This window comes from Vibrio sp. YT-19(2023) (assembly GCF_033337395.1).
In genome coordinates, this window is record NZ_JAWOQN010000001.1 from 146,899 (window position 1) to 162,946 (window position 16,048).

14 protein-coding genes are annotated in these 16,048 nt (G+C 44.7%); 8 read left to right on the forward strand and 6 right to left on the reverse strand.

Translation table 11 applies throughout. The annotated features are described in order from the left end of the window. Positions 1-15 precede the first annotated feature (15 nt). The gene (locus R7E78_RS00655; protein WP_025767197.1) at positions 16-939 is read right to left on the reverse strand and encodes a histone deacetylase; all 924 of its coding nucleotides are present in this window, start codon (positions 937-939) and stop codon (positions 16-18) included. Between the two features lie 271 nt (positions 940-1,210). Here R7E78_RS00655 and R7E78_RS00660 point away from each other — a divergent pair, with 271 nt between their 5' ends. Then, positions 1,211-1,900: an SDR family oxidoreductase gene (locus tag R7E78_RS00660; protein ID WP_206959630.1), complete on the forward strand. Its 690-nt coding sequence runs from the start codon at positions 1,211-1,213 to the stop codon at positions 1,898-1,900. Positions 1,901-2,083: 183 nt separating this feature from the next. After that, the gene (locus tag R7E78_RS00665) at positions 2,084-2,290 is read left to right on the forward strand and encodes a hypothetical protein (RefSeq protein WP_005380717.1); all 207 of its coding nucleotides are present in this window, start codon (positions 2,084-2,086) and stop codon (positions 2,288-2,290) included. A gap of 50 nt (positions 2,291-2,340) precedes the next feature. On the opposite strand, the gene R7E78_RS00670 is transcribed toward R7E78_RS00665, so the two are convergent. Both R7E78_RS00670 and R7E78_RS00675 read right to left on the reverse strand, forming a co-directional pair. Next, positions 2,341-4,302, reverse strand: a complete 1,962-nt coding sequence (locus tag R7E78_RS00670) for a DNA topoisomerase III (RefSeq protein ID WP_158156755.1) — start codon at positions 4,300-4,302, stop codon at positions 2,341-2,343. A 103-nt stretch (positions 4,303-4,405) separates the two neighbouring features. Continuing rightward, a complete protein-coding gene (locus tag R7E78_RS00675) occupies positions 4,406-4,954 on the reverse strand; it encodes an NAD(P)H nitroreductase (RefSeq protein WP_005380711.1) in 549 nt (182 codons plus the stop codon). Positions 4,955-5,127: 173 nt separating this feature from the next. Here R7E78_RS00675 and R7E78_RS00680 point away from each other — a divergent pair, with 173 nt between their 5' ends. Beyond that, positions 5,128-6,444 carry an MFS transporter gene (locus R7E78_RS00680; RefSeq protein ID WP_025767195.1) on the forward strand — a complete coding sequence of 439 codons (1,317 nt, stop codon included), beginning with the start codon at positions 5,128-5,130 and terminating at the stop codon, positions 6,442-6,444. A 59-nt stretch (positions 6,445-6,503) separates the two neighbouring features. On the opposite strand, the gene R7E78_RS00685 is transcribed toward R7E78_RS00680, so the two are convergent. Then, positions 6,504-8,516, reverse strand: coding sequence for an NADPH-dependent 2,4-dienoyl-CoA reductase (locus tag R7E78_RS00685; RefSeq protein ID WP_005380708.1), 2,013 nt, complete (start codon positions 8,514-8,516; stop codon positions 6,504-6,506). A 224-nt stretch (positions 8,517-8,740) separates the two neighbouring features. On the opposite strand from R7E78_RS00685, the gene sppA reads away from it, so the two are divergent. Further along, positions 8,741-10,591, forward strand: coding sequence for a signal peptide peptidase SppA (sppA, locus tag R7E78_RS00690; protein WP_005380705.1), 1,851 nt, complete (start codon positions 8,741-8,743; stop codon positions 10,589-10,591). 164 nt (positions 10,592-10,755) lie between these two features. Further along, complete coding sequence (gene ansA, locus R7E78_RS00695) at positions 10,756-11,769, forward strand: asparaginase (RefSeq protein ID WP_054577621.1); 1,014 nt, start codon at positions 10,756-10,758, stop codon at positions 11,767-11,769. A gap of 95 nt (positions 11,770-11,864) precedes the next feature. On the opposite strand, the gene R7E78_RS00700 is transcribed toward ansA, so the two are convergent. Further along, the gene (locus R7E78_RS00700; RefSeq protein ID WP_005380700.1) at positions 11,865-12,149 is read right to left on the reverse strand and encodes a YeaC family protein; all 285 of its coding nucleotides are present in this window, start codon (positions 12,147-12,149) and stop codon (positions 11,865-11,867) included. Between the two features lie 101 nt (positions 12,150-12,250). Between R7E78_RS00700 and R7E78_RS00705 the strand changes: the two genes are divergently transcribed. Further along, positions 12,251-13,072 carry a DUF2989 domain-containing protein gene (locus R7E78_RS00705; RefSeq protein WP_047104411.1) on the forward strand — a complete coding sequence of 274 codons (822 nt, stop codon included), beginning with the start codon at positions 12,251-12,253 and terminating at the stop codon, positions 13,070-13,072. 116 nt (positions 13,073-13,188) lie between these two features. On the opposite strand, the gene msrB is transcribed toward R7E78_RS00705, so the two are convergent. Next, positions 13,189-13,596 (reverse strand): peptide-methionine (R)-S-oxide reductase MsrB, encoded by a 408-nt coding sequence (gene msrB / locus R7E78_RS00710; protein ID WP_005380698.1) that lies wholly within the window; start codon positions 13,594-13,596, stop codon positions 13,189-13,191. A gap of 338 nt (positions 13,597-13,934) precedes the next feature. On the opposite strand from msrB, the gene gap reads away from it, so the two are divergent. Then, complete coding sequence (gene gap, locus R7E78_RS00715; protein ID WP_005380697.1) at positions 13,935-14,930, forward strand: type I glyceraldehyde-3-phosphate dehydrogenase; 996 nt, start codon at positions 13,935-13,937, stop codon at positions 14,928-14,930. Positions 14,931-15,085: 155 nt separating this feature from the next. Further along, a complete protein-coding gene (locus tag R7E78_RS00720; RefSeq protein WP_005380695.1) occupies positions 15,086-15,970 on the forward strand; it encodes a D-hexose-6-phosphate mutarotase in 885 nt (294 codons plus the stop codon). Positions 15,971-16,048: the final 78 nt, after the last annotated feature.

Consider the following 16,048-nt stretch of genomic DNA (forward strand, 5'->3'; position numbering starts at 1 on the left):
TACATCTAGTTGTATCTACTCATCAATAAAGACTTCTTTAGCGGCATTGATAAGCTGCAAATGAATTGGGACGAGGTCAGCATGATTCGTTCGATATCCACCTCCAACGACAGCTGCGACAGGGATACCTCGAGATTTCACTGTTTGCATTAAAAATCTATCACGTTCTAAAATCCCTTGCGTCGACACATCAAAATATCCAAGCTCATCGTCTTGATGTATATCGACACCAGCATCGTAGATAACCAAATCAGGGCGATGAAGATTAAGTGCCATATCGACCACTTCTTTAAACGCCATTAAAAAATCCTCATCACCTGTTCCTCGCACCATAGGCACATCGAGGTCAGACTGAGGCTTCCTCGCTGGGAAGTTTTTATCACAGTGGAAAGAAAGCGTGATGATATCTGGCTCATCGTCACATAAAGTTGCTGTTCCATCCCCATGGTGAACATCACTATCAATGATCAATACTTTATCGACATGCTCGACTTCGAGCGCTTGCCTGGCCGCGATCACTAAGTCATTAAATAAACAAAAACCACTGCCAAACTCTTTGTGTGCGTGGTGATACCCACCACTCAAATGAATGGCCACACCGTACTCAAGTGCCTTTTTTGCGGTCAGAGCCGTGCCCGCTGCTGAAGTTAGCGTTCTGGTAATGAGAGACTCACTCCAAGGAAAACCTATTCGGCGCATCTTCGCAGCTGGCATGTTTCCACTAACAAGTAACTCGACGTATTCCTCGTCATGAACACGTTTTACTTCCCCAACAGTTAATGCTTCGGGCTGGAAAAACTGCGTGTGCTCTTTCCAGTTATCTTTCTCCATATGCACCAATACCGATTCATAGAGGTACTGGTATTTCATAATTGGGTAACGATGCCCCTCTGGCAACTCAAGTTGAGAATAAATCGGGTGGTAGATAAATGGCAGCATGAGAAATTCTTAATAACAATGGTAACGAAATAGTATCAACTTAAAGGGTTGAATAAAACGCAATTTAATTGATAATGATTTTCAATATCAATTAAATTTAATATACATATGAATTCTACTTTCTTTGCTATTCTCGGCGCACTGTTTGGCTCTCTTTGTGCCCTATCCCTATTTTCATCTCTTGTTGTTGGTGCGTGGTGGTTGGTTGATTTTATTGTGCTTAACTAACACAATGACTTTCAACTGAAATCAAAAAAACATAGGTGTTTGTATGAGTCAAACCGTCTTTATTACCGGAGCAAATCGCGGCATTGGCCTTAGCTTAACTGAGCTGTACCTGAAGCAAGGCCACCAAGTACATGCTACTAGCCGTTCCTTAGAGAACAGTTCAGAACTACAAACTCTAGCCTCACAATTCAGTAATCTGGTTTTGCACGAACTGGATGTCACTCACTACGAACAAGTCGCTAAGCTTGCCGATAAACTCCCTGCCATCGACTTACTCATCAATAATGCAGGATATTACGGCCCCAAGGGATATGGCTTTGGAAACACTGACGTAGAAGAATGGCGTAAAGCCTTCGAAGTAAACACCATTGCACCGTTAAAACTGGTTGAGCACTGTTACCCTCGCTTACAACAAGGCAAGATAAAAAAGATTGCTTGTATCTCATCAAAAGTGGGGAGCATGACCGAAAATACGTCCGGTGGCGGTTATATTTATCGCTCATCGAAAGCGGCGCTTAACTCGGTTGTGAAAAGCTTAAGTAATGATTTAACACCTGAAGGATTTACCGTTTTAGCGCTTCACCCTGGTTGGGTAAAAACGGAGATGGGCGGGCCAAATGCTTTGATAGATACGCAAACCTCCGCGCAAGGCCTAGCGAACGTGATAGAGCTGAGCACACCGCAGCTTTCAGGTCGATTTATTAACTACGATGGTACTGAGTTACCTTGGTAGCAGCATTAAGACACAACCATCACTAAACCAAATACCATCAAAGCCAGGCTTCATAATCGTGACTTGGTTGGCAAACATAATGTTCATCAGTGATCCACCAGCATAATTCGCGCAATCTAACTTGAATTTATCTACATCCAATCCAGACTTAGGAAAAAGTAGAACAAATAAGGAGAAAGCTCGATGGCAGCAGATAGGGATTTGGTTAATTTTAGCGAAGAGCACGAACTAAATTACTGCTTGAGAAGTGCTGGTAAACGCCAAACTCAAGCGAATCGAGATACATTAGTTGACTTGGGCAACCAGGTGAAAGAGGTACTGGACAAACGCGTGTTAACTCAAGGTGAAGTAAGAGGCGCGATCCAAAACCACGGTGACCTGTTCGAGTAATCTATTTTCAAGCATGCGCGGTGTTTAATTACGCCGCGCTTGTCCTATGCCTACTTACCTTTGGTTGAACGAGATTTAGTCGCGCCACCATTCTTTGAATAACTGCGCTTTTTACGTTTAAACGCAGGACGTTCCACCTTGGGTAGATGACGTAACGAATCAGGGATAGGCCCTGCTTTTACTTGTGCCATCAAGCTATCAATGCGTTGTTCCAGTGCTTGCATGAACGGCTGATATGCTTGATTTCTCTCTGCCATACCTTGTAACTGGTGCTCCCAATGAGCCGTCATATCAGGGTATGTTGAATCTTCTGGCAAGGCATGAATGAGACCTCTTCCCGCAGGAGAACTGAGAATTGACTTACCTTGACGCGTAAGCAGTTGGCGTTTGAACAGCGTGTCCAAAATACCAGCGCGAGTCGCTTCCGTGCCTAGCCCATCAGTGTCACGAAGGATTTTTTTCAGTTCTTTATCCGCAACATAACGGGCGATCCCGGTCATCGCTTGCAACAGCGATGCCTCGGTAAAATGCTTTGGTGGCTCGGTTTTTCGGTCTTTTATTTCCCCTTCACGACAAGTTAACACGGTGCCTTCGGGTAGCGGTGGCACGGCATCAATACCTTCATCTTCCTTGTCAGTTTTGCCCATTAGCGCTTTCCAACCCGGCGAAACTAACTGACGACCTTTCGCGACAAACGTACCACTAGCGATATCGAAAACCAATTTCGCTTCTGCGTAAACCGCCGCCGGATAGAACTGCATGAGGTACTGGCGCGCAATCAATTGATACACTTTCATCTCATTGCCGGAAAGCGCATTCACATTAGCTTGCTTCGGTGTAGGGATAATCGCATGGTGTGCATCCACTTTTTTATCGTTCCAGGCTTTGGACTTTAATGTTAAGTCTGCTCCCTGAACGGCAACTTGCAACTCTTTTGCGTTATTCGCAATAGCAGTTGTCACCGTCCCTGCTTGTGAGTAGTGTTCCATCGGCAAATAGCGACAATCTGAACGCGGGTAAGTGATCAGCTTGTGCTTTTCATACAATGCCTGACAAGTATCTAGTACTTGTTGCGCACTCATACCATAGCGCTTCGCGGCATCGATCTGTAAAGCAGATAACGAATAAGGTAATGGTGCTGATTGCTTGGTTTGCTTTTGTTCCGACTCTGTCACTTTTGCGGGTTGATTTGCAATACGGTTTGCAACATTTTCTACCAACTTACGGTTTAATACTCGACCTTCTTCGTCCTGCCAAGGCTTGCATGCCTCACTTGGCTTCCAACGAGCACGAATATCAAAAGTACCATTGGCATCTTGATATGGGATCAGAGCATGTAGGGTAAAATAGTCCTTCGGGACAAAGTTTTCGATTTCTTCATCACGACGCACCACTAAGCCAAGAACTGGCGTTTGCACTCGCCCTACCGAGAGAACACCTTGATACCCTGCTTTTTGACCAAGCAAGGTATAAGCACGAGACATGTTCATACCATACAGCCAATCAGCCCGAGAGCGGGCCAATGCAGAAACTGAAAGTGGGATAAACTCGCGATTACTGCGCATAGAACTGAGTGCGCGTTTAACCGCAGGTAAGTTCAAGTCGGAAATCAGCAAACGCTGTGTGGATTCCTTCTTGGTTTTAGATAACTTGCAATAGTCCAGAACTTCATCAACTAACAGCTGACCCTCTCGATCTGGGTCTCCTGCATGAATGACTTCGTTAGCTTCTTTGAGCAATTTACGAATCACTGTTAATTGCTTACTTGCGCTTTTCCTCGGTCTGAGCTGCCATTGCTGCGGAACAATTGGTAAATCTGCCATATTCCACTTCTTATAACGCTCATCGTAAGCGTCAGGTTCGACTTGTTCGAGCAAATGGCCGATACACCAAGTAACGATATCCCCGTTCCCACAGCGGATGAATCCTTGATCTTTCTTTTGAGGGTTTGGCAGTGCAGCGGCAATCGCACGGCCTAAGCTTGGTTTTTCAGCAATAAACAGACGAGACATAACGTTTTGGAAATAAATATAATTAGGGCCACATTATCGAATGTAGCCCTAATAAATCAAGAAAAACTGTATAAATAAACAGTCAGTTTATTTAAGTTTTTAGTTACAGGAATTCAACAAACTGAGAAAGGTCACGCTCAGGAACTTTCATCGGTGTACAACCAGGCGTGCCTAAGTACAAGAAACCAACAATCTCATCGTCACCCTCTAAACCAAATGCTTGATGAACTTCTGGATGGAACATCCACTTACCTGAGCGCCAAAACCCTTGAAAGCCTTGCGCTACAGCTGCCATTTGCATCGCTTGTACAGCGCATCCCGCAGATAAGTGTTGCTCTAGTGCTGGTACTTTCTCATGTTCTGTTACTTTAGCAATCACCGTGATCACCATTGGTGCGCGAAATGGGGCATTCTTTACCTTTTCGACCACCGCTTCATCACTATTTTCAGCTTCTGCCGCTTTTACCAATATATCTGACAGTTTTTTCAAACCATCGCCCTGTGCGATAACGAAACGCCAAGGGGTTAATCCCGCATGGTCAGGCGCACGAAGGCCAGCACGAATGATGTTCTCAAGTGCTTTACCTTCTGGTGCAGGCGCGGATAACTTCGCGATAGATCGGCGATTGAGCAAAAGATCGAGAGCGTCCATGAAAGAATCCTTATTGAATATCGTTGTTATTTTGTTTACGCCACTTTAGCACAATCTGCTCCTGCGAATAACAACCGGTTTTCTGTGGGCTTGATAACGTGCTTCACTTAACATCAATCTGGGTTTAATGTTAATTTATTCGCGAAATGAATAAGTTGAACATAGGCAGGTTGATGAACAAGGACAAACAAAACAGCATTTACGAAAAGATCGTTAATGACGAAGATGCCCGTGCCTGTAAGGCGATTCCTGAATCAGCTTGTCATCAAGTTCCCGGCAACTTTCTTAAAATCATTCTCGCTCAGTTTTTAACGAAAGTCGGCGATGCGTTAATCAATCCTAAAGTCACGTTGCCGTGGATACTACAAAGTCTCGGGGCTCCGGTTTACTTAATTGGTTGGCTGGTTCCTATTCGTGAGTCAGGATCCCTTATCCCACAACTTAGCATCGCGCACTACATCCGACGCATTCCAGTAAGAAAATGGGTCTGGGTAATTGGCAGCATCTTGCAGGCTCTTTCCATATTTGCAATCGGATTGGTCGCATTAACTCTAACAGGAGCAGCTGCGGGTTATGGTGTGATTGCATGTCTTGTGATCTTCAGCCTCTCACGCGGTTTAAATTCCGTCGCATCAAAAGATGTATTGGGCAAAACCATCCCTAAAAACCAACGAGGTCAAGTCAACGGCTGGTCTTCAAGCGCTGCTGGCCTGGTTACGCTGCTTTTCGCTAGCCTTCTGGCACTAGCCTGGTTATGGGACGTAGAGCCGACAGAGCGCTTTTACGGTCTGAGTTTAGGCTTAGCGGGCGTCATATGGCTCATCGCGGCATTCGTATATGCGCGAATTAATGAGTATGCCGGTGAGGTAGATGGTGGTCGAAATGGCGTCCTCGAAGCATTTAAACAACTCGCGTTACTTAAGACAGACGTGACCTTTCGTCGATTCGTTATCACGCGGACACTATTTTTATGTTCTGCGCTGAGTGCACCGTACTACGTTGTGCTGGCACAGCAATCTCTGGGTGGACAGCTCTGGGTGCTAGCTCTCTTTATGTTTGCGAGTGGCTTAGCCTCCTTTGTGTCAGGTCCTTTCTGGGGAAGAATGTCCGATCGCTCCAGCCGCAGTGTGATGGTCATAGGCGCAATGATGAGCGCGCTACTTGGTGTTGTGTTATTTGTTTACGATACATGGGTCACCGCTAGCCAAAGCTTCCTATTCGTGATTCCTCTGCTTTACTTTTGTGTTTGTATTGCCCACGACGGAATACGAGTCGGACGAAAAACCTATTTAGTTGATATCGCAGAAGGTGACAAACGGACGAGCTATGTAGCCGTGAGTAACACAGTGGTTGGGATAATGCTGCTTCTAATGAGCTCTCTTGGTGTTATGTCGAACTTCTTGAGCCTTTCAGCTGTGGTGTTAGTGTTCTCTTTTATTACTTTTGCTGGCGTGGTAATGGCCAAACAACTGCCAGATATCAGTGACTAGTTCTATACAAAAAAGCTGCGCTCAAAGCGCAGCTTTTATGGTAAATACACATTAAAAGGCTAGAGTTTTACCGCCAATTTAACACCTTGACGAATCGCACGCACAGCATCAAGTTCACCCGCATGGTCAGCTCCGCCAATGATATGAATCTTCTCTCCAAGTTCAGACCATTTATCTTCAAACGGACGTACAGACTCTTGTCCAGCACAAATGATCACTTTGTCTGCATTAAGTACCTGCGCGCTTCCGTCTACATGAATGTGCAAACCTTGATCATCAATTTTATCGTAAGACACGCCACCGACTAAATGTACGCCCCGTTTTTCAAGGGTACGTTTATGGATCCAACCTGTCGTTTTACCCGGACCTTTACCTACACGACCTTTACGACGCTGAAGTACCCAGACTTCTTTATCGCTGACTGCATCAGGGTAAGGATATAAACCACCCGGCTGAGACATCTCCTTGTCGATTCCCCATTCATGCAACCAGTCATCCAACGTTTGTCCAACTGGCTCTGTGAGCATGGTCGCGACATCTACGCCAATGCCACCAGCACCAACGATAGCCACTTTCTCACCGACTGGCGTTTTGTCTCGAATGAGAGTTTGATAGTCGACGACTTTCTCTGGGTTATCAATTCCATCAATATTGACTTTACGTGGCTCAACACCCGATGCCATCACTATCTCATCGTATTCTGTGAGTAAGTCATAGTTCGCTTCCGTCGATAAGTGCAGATTCACGCCTGTTTCATCAATACGGTTAGCGAAATATCGTATCGTCTCTCGAAACTCTTCCTTACCAGGGATCTGCATCGCAAGACGGAACTGACCACCGATGCGGTCGTTCTTTTCGAACAAATCAACCTTATGGCCACGTTCAGCCAGTGTGGTCGCACAAGCCAAGCCCGCAGGTCCAGCACCAACAACTGCAATGTTTTTCTTTTTAAAGGCTGGTTCAACAACAATTTCGGTTTCATAGCACGCTAGAGGGTTCACTAAGCAACTGGCGCGCTTACCTTTAAACACGTTATCTAGACACGCCTGATTACAACCAATACACGTATTAATAAGCTGCGCTTTTTCCTGTTCGGCTTTAGCAACAAAGTAAGGATCGGCCAAGAATGGGCGCGCCATCGAAACCATGTCGGCATGACCGGAAGATAAAATACGTTCTGCTTCATCTGGCGTATTTATACGGTTGCAAGTGATAATAGGAACCGAAACGTGAGGTTTAACTTTTTCCGTAACCCATGTAAACGCACCGCGTGGTACTTGAGTCGCAATAGTCGGAATTCGAGCCTCATGCCAACCGATACCCGTATTAATAATCGTGACGCCAGCCTCTTCAAGTGCTTTCGCCAATTCGATAACGTCTTCAAAAGTGCTGCCCTGCTCGACAAGATCCAGCATAGAAAGACGGAAGATGATGATGAACTTGTCACCTACCGCCTTGCGTACCGCTTTAACAATTTCTAGCGGAAAACGCATACGTTTTTTATAGCTGCCACCCCATTCGTCGTAACGCATATTAGTACGTTTACATAAGAATTGGTTTATCAAGTAACCTTCCGAGCCCATTAACTCGACGCCATCATAACCAGCAAGCTGTGCTAACTCCGCACTATTAGCAAACGCGTCGATGGTTTTCTTTATCTGGCGGTCGCTCATTTCACTCGGAGCAAACTTTGCAATTGGCGCTTTAATGCCAGATGCACTTTGCGAGAATGGATGCATTGCATAACGCCCAGCATGGAGAATTTGCAACGCAATTTTACCACCGTGCTTGTGCACCGCTTCTGTCACAACTTTATGGGCTTTAGCATGTTTTGGCTTGCTGAATTCAGCACTCAACGGGTGTAAACGACCGCGTAAGTTAGGAGAAAAACCTCCGGTTACAATCAGTCCGACACCGCCTTTCGCGCGTTCTTCATAAAAAGCAGCGAGCTTCTGTAATCCTTCTTTGTGCTCTTCTAAGCCCGTGTGCATTGATCCCATCAGAACTCGGTTTCGTAATTGTGTGAAACCGAGGTCCAGTGGCTTTAATAGGTTTGGGTACATGGCAGACATCACTTAACATCCATTGTTATTATCATGGTCTGACCAGATTAAGCCTGCTCAACCAAAAAATCAAACAAGCGTTTACATTTTTGTAACACCGATCAATCTCGTGTGAAAATATGCCAATTGTTGAGTGGTCGTGATAAGCTAAAAAAATGTTATCTTTTGAGATCTTAGAGATAAGAACCCATACTTTGTTAGACTCGGCGTAACTATCTCGTTATGGAGACAAGATGAAAAAACTCTTCAAATTTATTGGTTTGATATTTAAAGGGATATGGAAAAGTATCACTTTCATCAGACTCGCACTGGCAAACCTAATTTTCTTGCTGATGATTGCCGTTTTCTACTTTGCGTTTACTTATACCGGAGACGGTCAACCTGTCGTCGAAAAAGAATCGGCATTGGTGATGAACCTTTCAGGCCCAATTGTCGAACAAAGACGTTATGTAAACCCAATGGACTCTTTTGCTGGTTCCCTTTTGGGTAATGAGTTACCGAAAGAAAACGTCCTTTTCGATATCGTTGATACTATTCGCTACGCGAAAGACGATCCTAAAGTGTCTGGATTAGTGCTAGCACTGCGAGACATGCCAGAAACAAATCTCACGAAACTACGTTACATCGCGAAAGCGTTGAACGAATTTAAAGCGTCAGGCAAACCCGTTTACGCCGTAGGTGATTTCTACAACCAAAGCCAATATTACTTGGCAAGTTACGCCGATAAAGTTTATCTGGCACCTGATGGTGGTGTATTGATTAAAGGTTACAGCGCTTACTCAATGTACTACAAAACGTTACTTGAAAAGCTTGACGTTTCTACTCATGTTTTTCGCGTAGGTACTTATAAATCCGCTATCGAACCGTTTATTCGTGATGACATGTCCGATGCGGCGAAAGAGTCAGCAACACGTTGGGTTACTCAATTATGGAGTGCTTTTGTTGATGACGTAACAACAAACCGAAACATTGATGCGAAAGTGCTTAATCCAACCATGGATGAGCTGATTAACGAGATGAAGTCTGTAAATGGCGATATTGCTCAGCTCGCAGTCAAATTGGGGCTAGTGGATGAACTCGCGACACGCCAAGACATTCGCACTCTATTTGCAAAACAGTTTGGTAGCGACGGCAAAGACAGCTACAACGCGATTGGTTACTACGACTACCTTGCAACGATTCGTCCTGATTACACACTACCTCAACACGACATCGCCGTTGTTCTAGCCAGTGGCGCGATTATGGACGGTCAACAACCTCGCGGAACTGTTGGTGGTGACACGGTCGCAAGCTTGCTGCGTCAAGCACGCAATGATGAAAAAGTGAAAGCGGTCGTATTACGAGTAGATAGTCCAGGAGGCAGTGCCTTTGCTTCTGAAGTGATTCGTAACGAAGTAGAAGCTCTGAAGCAAGCAGGTAAGCCGGTTGTTGTATCCATGTCGAGTTTGGCCGCTTCTGGTGGTTATTGGATTTCAATGAGCGCAGACAAAATCGTTGCTCAGCCAACAACCCTGACGGGCTCCATTGGTATATTTAGTGTCATCACCACGTTTGAAAAAGGCTTTAGCAAGTTAGGTATTAATACTGATGGCGTTGGCACATCGCCGTTCTCAGGTGACGGTATTACCACTGGCCTTTCTGAGGGCGCGTCTCAAGTGTTCCAATTAGGTATCGAACACGGTTACAAGCGCTTTATTTCTCTAGTTGGCGAGAATCGCGATATGTCTCTAGAGGAAGTTGACAAAGTTGCTCAAGGTCGAGTTTGGACTGGCCAAGATGCACTATCCTTTGGTCTTGTCGATCAAATGGGTGACTTTGATGATGCTGTAGAGCTAGCGGCGAAACTAGCGAACGTGACCGATTATGGCATTTACTGGGTAGAAGAGCCTCTTTCACCTACTGAACTATTTCTACAAGAGTTTATGAAACAGGTGAAAGTCTCTCTAGGTATTGATGCTACAAGCTTGCTACCAAAAAGTCTTCAACCCGTAGCTCAACAATTCGAACAAGACGCAAGCTTGCTCCAAAGCTTCAACGATCCTAAAGGTCAATACGCATTTTGTTTGAACTGCCAAGTGCAGTAGTTTTTCCATCAATATTACAAAGGGCACTTCTACTTGAAGTGCCCTTTTTATTAGGCTTTGCATCTCCTCAGATGACTTTCTGATGCTGTGCGTATAGCCTCGCATCTCAAGGTTATTTAGGTATATAATCCCCGCCTCTGTTCCCCTACACGAAAGAAAAAACGATGACTAGAAAACACATCTACATCGCTTACACCGGTGGTACCATCGGAATGCAAAAATCCGACCACGGCTATGTGCCTGTTGCTGGCTTTATGGAAAAGCAATTAGCAAGCATGCCCGAATTCCATCGTCCTGAAATGCCGGATTACACCATCCACGAATACGACCCTCTGATTGACTCATCAGATATGACACCTGCTGACTGGCAGCAGATTGCGAATGATATTCGTGACAACTATGACAAATACGATGGTTTCGTTATCCTACATGGTACTGACACCATGGCGTACACAGCGTCCGCATTGTCTTTCATGCTTGAAAACCTTGGTAAGCCAGTGATTGTAACGGGTTCACAAATCCCTCTCGCAGAGCTGCGTTCTGACGGCCAAGCAAACCTATTAAACGCGCTACATATTGCGGCAAACTACCCGATCAACGAAGTAACTTTGTTCTTCAATAATCAATTGATGCGTGGTAACCGCAGCACAAAATCTCATGCTGACGGTTTTAATGCCTTTACTTCACCAAACCTTCCTCCACTATTGGAAGCTGGGATCAATATTCAAGTTAGCAACAGCGTAACCGTTGGTGCACAACCAGAAGGTGAGTTTAAGGTTCACAACATCACGCCACAACCAATCGGTGTGATCACCATGTACCCTGGTATTTCACACGAAGTTATCCGCAACACGCTTCGTCAGCCCGTGAATGCGATGATTCTTCTGACTTTTGGTGTCGGCAATGCTCCTCAAAACCCTGAGCTGCTTGGTCACCTGAAAGAAGCCTCTGAGCGCGGCGTTATTGTCGTAAACCTAACTCAGTGTTTGGCAGGTAAAGTGAATATGGGCGGATATGCCACAGGTTGTGCTCTCGCAGACTCTGGTGTTATCAGTGGCTTTGACATGACGCCCGAAGCGGCGCTGGCAAAACTACACTACCTTCTAAGCCAAAACCTTTCTTACGAAGAAGTAAAAGCGAGAATGCAACAAGTACTGCGTGGTGAAATGAGCCTGTAAGTTCAAGCTTTCTGCGATCTAAAAAGCCCAATACAATTTGGGCTTTTTTCTTTCAAAATCAAAATAATAAAATTTTGAGAAATAAGGCGTAAGGATTAATCAATGTTCGGATTGACACGAACAATATCGCTCTCTTCTCCGCTGAATTGTTTTTTAAGCTCTTGTTTTGATTTAAAACTGATTTCACCACCGGCTGCAACCGTCATATGCTGCGCATCAGTATTATGTTTTGATTGATACAACATCACAGCTTGCATACACGAATCTCGCTGCTCTTTAGAAAGTGTTGTACCCTCAGGCCATCTTCCCGTTTCTACTGCATAGACTAAGCGATCATAAACTTCTGGAGTCATCGCTTGTAATAGTTGTTCTGCGTCCATAGTGTACCTTCTTATTACATTCTATTTACAGAACATAACGGGTTAAGAAACTGAGTCAAGAATACGAAAATGAATTGGTGTAACGGATCACAAGCAAAGCCATGAAAAGAACAAACTGGTTACTTCTCAGCCTCGCATGTTTTGCGCTATCGGGCTGTTTTGAAGGTAACGTGACAACCGAAGAGTTGTGCCAAAAAACACCAGAGCTGCGTTGCGAGCAGCTCAATATGGATGACGGCCAATGTCGAATTCCAAGAACAAATTTGGTTTGGCATCGGTTTGAGCAATTGAAAAACCCATCAGAGGCCAACCAAATCATCGAATACGGTCTGGTCGCTGGATATAGGAAATGCTTAGAACTCGCCTCCCAGATCACCCCTATTGATCAAAGTGCTCTCAAAAGACAACGCTTTAATGCATTGGTACACAGTATTGATGAGCTAGAGCGCATTGTAAACGAGTTAAAAGGCTCAGAAGACCCGGCTACTTTGTATTTCTTATGGTCTCAAACGGGAGATACTCAAGCTCGGCGCGCATTTTTACAAATGGAAGGGTCTCCCCAATTAAATAATGCTGAGATGCAATATGCATTAGCCACTTTTTATACCAACCGAGATACCAAGAAAACCCTGGAGCTTCTTAATAACGCGTTGTCTTTATCTGATGAAGACAACATCAATCCGGTCATTCTCAAGTCAATGGCAAGTATTCATCAGGGGCTTGGAGACAAAGAGCAAGCGTATCTATGGGCAATGGTCGCGAAGAGATTCGACGTACCGCTTGCTGATGAAAAGCAGCTCCAACGTATGTTCAATTTCAGTCATCCAGAGCGATATAAGCAGTTGGATGAATTAGCCGAATCGGTGGCGAAAGCCATAGAGAAAGGTATCTATTCCCCAGCAATGATACCCAGTGAGATATAAACGAAAAACTCCCGCAATGAGCGGGAGTTTTTATTTAAGTCGAGCGACACTCAGATCACCGTTGAGCATGAATCATCCTGAAAGGATAAAACATCTCGAGCACAATTTTGTCGTTATTATTCTGATTTGTTGAAAATTAACGACACAGAATTAACACAAAAACGCTCTCCTGTGGTCTGTGGGCCATCTTCAAAAACGTGCCCTAGATGGCTATCACACGTTGCACAACGAATCTCTGTACGTACCATTCCGTGACTTAGATCTTCTAAATAGCGCACCGCTTGATCGTTGATAGGCGCATCAAAACTTGGCCATCCGCAGCCAGAGTCATACTTGTTATCAGAGACAAAGAGAGGGGCATTACAACAAGTACAAGCATAAACACCAGTTTCCTTATTATGCAGTAGCTTACCGCTGAAAGGAGGCTCTGTACCTTGCTCTCGGCAAACACGGAACTCTTCATCAGACAGTTGCTCACGCCACTGTTCATCTGACTTCGTCACTTTTTTCCCGCTTTGTTCCACGACTTTCGGCTCCTTATTTACTGTTCTTGGTATTGACTTTTTTAGCAAAAAACTTGCTTCTCTTAACAGTTGTAGCACATACTTTCTCACCAGGACACCATGCGTAATTAATTTGATAAGAGCACTTATCTCACCAGTTATATTACGCCAACTGGGCTACAGAAGAATCAGTTAAAAGTTTAAAAAACGTACATTTGCAAAGAATTGTTAAAAAAAAGCGTCGCTTTTTTTTGACTTTAAACAAGTTAAGTCCGATTATCACTTGCAGATGTTTACTGGATTCTGTAATTTTACTACCAGTTATCTTTAATCAGAAATTAAGTTGTGGAGCAACTATAATGACTATCAAAGTAGGTATTAACGGTTTTGGCCGTATCGGTCGTTTCGTATTCCGTGCAGCGCAAGAGCGCAACGACATCGAAGTAGTAGGTATTAACGACCTTATCGATGTAGATTACATGGCATACATGCTTAAGTATGACTCAACTCACGGCCGTTTCAACGGTACTGTTGAAGTTGAAGGCGGTAACCTAATCGTTAACGGTAAAACTGTACGTGTTACTGCAGAGCGCAACCCTGAAGACCTAAAATGGGACGAAATCGGTGTTGACGTTGTAGCTGAAGCAACTGGTCTTTTCCTAACTGACGAGACTGCACGTAAGCACATCACTGCTGGCGCGAAAAAAGTTGTACTAACTGGTCCTTCTAAAGACGCTACTCCAATGTTCGTTAACGGCGTAAACTTCGACACTTACGCTGGTCAAGACATCGTTTCTAACGCTTCTTGTACTACTAACTGTCTAGCGCCTATCGCTAAAGTTCTTAACGACAAGTTCGGTATCGAATCTGGTCTTATGACTACAGTTCACGCAACTACAGCAACTCAAAAAACTGTAGATGGTCCTTCTGCTAAAGACTGGCGCGGTGGTCGTGGTGCTTCTCAAAACATCATCCCATCTTCAACTGGTGCTGCTAAAGCTGTAGGCGTTGTACTTCCAGAAGTAAACGGCAAACTAACTGGTATGGCTTTCCGCGTACCAACTGCTAACGTTTCTGTAGTTGACCTAACTGTTAACCTAGTTAACGGTGCTTCTTACGAAGACATCTGTAAAGCGATGAAAGAAGCTTCTGAAGGCGAACTAAAAGGCGTTCTAGGCTACACTGAAGATGCAGTTGTATCTCAAGACTTCATCGGCGAAGTTTGCACTTCAGTATTCGATGCTAAAGCTGGTATCGCGCTAACTGACAAATTCGTTAAGGTTGTATCTTGGTACGACAACGAAATCGGTTACTCAAACAAAGTTCTAGACCTAATCGCTCACATCTCTAAGTAATTAGAAAGTTAGTAATTAGCGAATAACTTCGTTAAAGAAAAGGCGGCTCTAGAGTCGCCTTTTTTGTATCTGGAATTTGAGAGAATACAGGCTCGATGTTGCATTTAATGTGCGAAGCGCGTCTAAAAGCTCTCCCCAGCGATAGGAAACTACACATGGATTTAAAAACTCTCCCAGCCCTAACGGTGCTATCTGATAACGTCACTATCGTTGAAGTTGATCAGATAAAAATCGTCCGCGTGATTCATGACAAAGCAACGGCAGGCATCTCGCTACACGGTGGTCATGTCGTGTCGTTCACGCCTAAAGGTCAAGAAGATCTGATCTGGATGAGCGAAAAAGCTGTCTTCGATGGTAAAGCTGCTCTTCGCGGTGGTATTCCGGTTTGTTGGCCTTGGTTTGGGCGTATTGCTGCTCCAGCTCACGGCTTTGCCCGCACCGCAGAATGGGAGTTGGTTGAACATCGTGAGAACCATAACGGTGTGATTGTTGAACTTGCTCTGTTCCCGACAGAAGAAATCCACGATATTTGGCCCCATATGTTTGACGCTCGTTTGGTGATTGAAGTGGGCGATGAGCTAAAAGTGACGCTCAAAGTCATGAACATTGATGACGAGGCTTGGACCTTCTCTGGCGCATTACATACTTACCTAAACGTTGGAGACATTAAGCAAGCACAAACGACAGGCATGGGTGCCGAGTACATTGATAGCTTGAAAGCTGATGCGGTATGCCAAGGTGGTAATGTTCTACAACTAACTGACACCATTGACCGCGTTTACACGCAACCAGAAGCGAAAATTTTGGTAAAAGACCCGGTATTGGATCGTACGCTAAGCGTACACAACCAAGGCCACAACTCAGCAGTATTATGGAACCCTTGGGCAGAAGGTGCGCAAAGCATGGGTGACATGGCTGACGATGGTTATCAAACCATGTTGTGTGTGGAGTCTACTGTTCATGCACCAAGTATTGAGCAAGGTCAAACCCTCCAACCAGGTGAGACACATGAACTTGTCACTGTCATTTCAGCGCAGTAAGAATCACCATATAAAGGCCGGGATACCCGGCTTTTTTTGTAATAAAAGCTCTGCTTAGATGGTCCTATCTTTACTAAC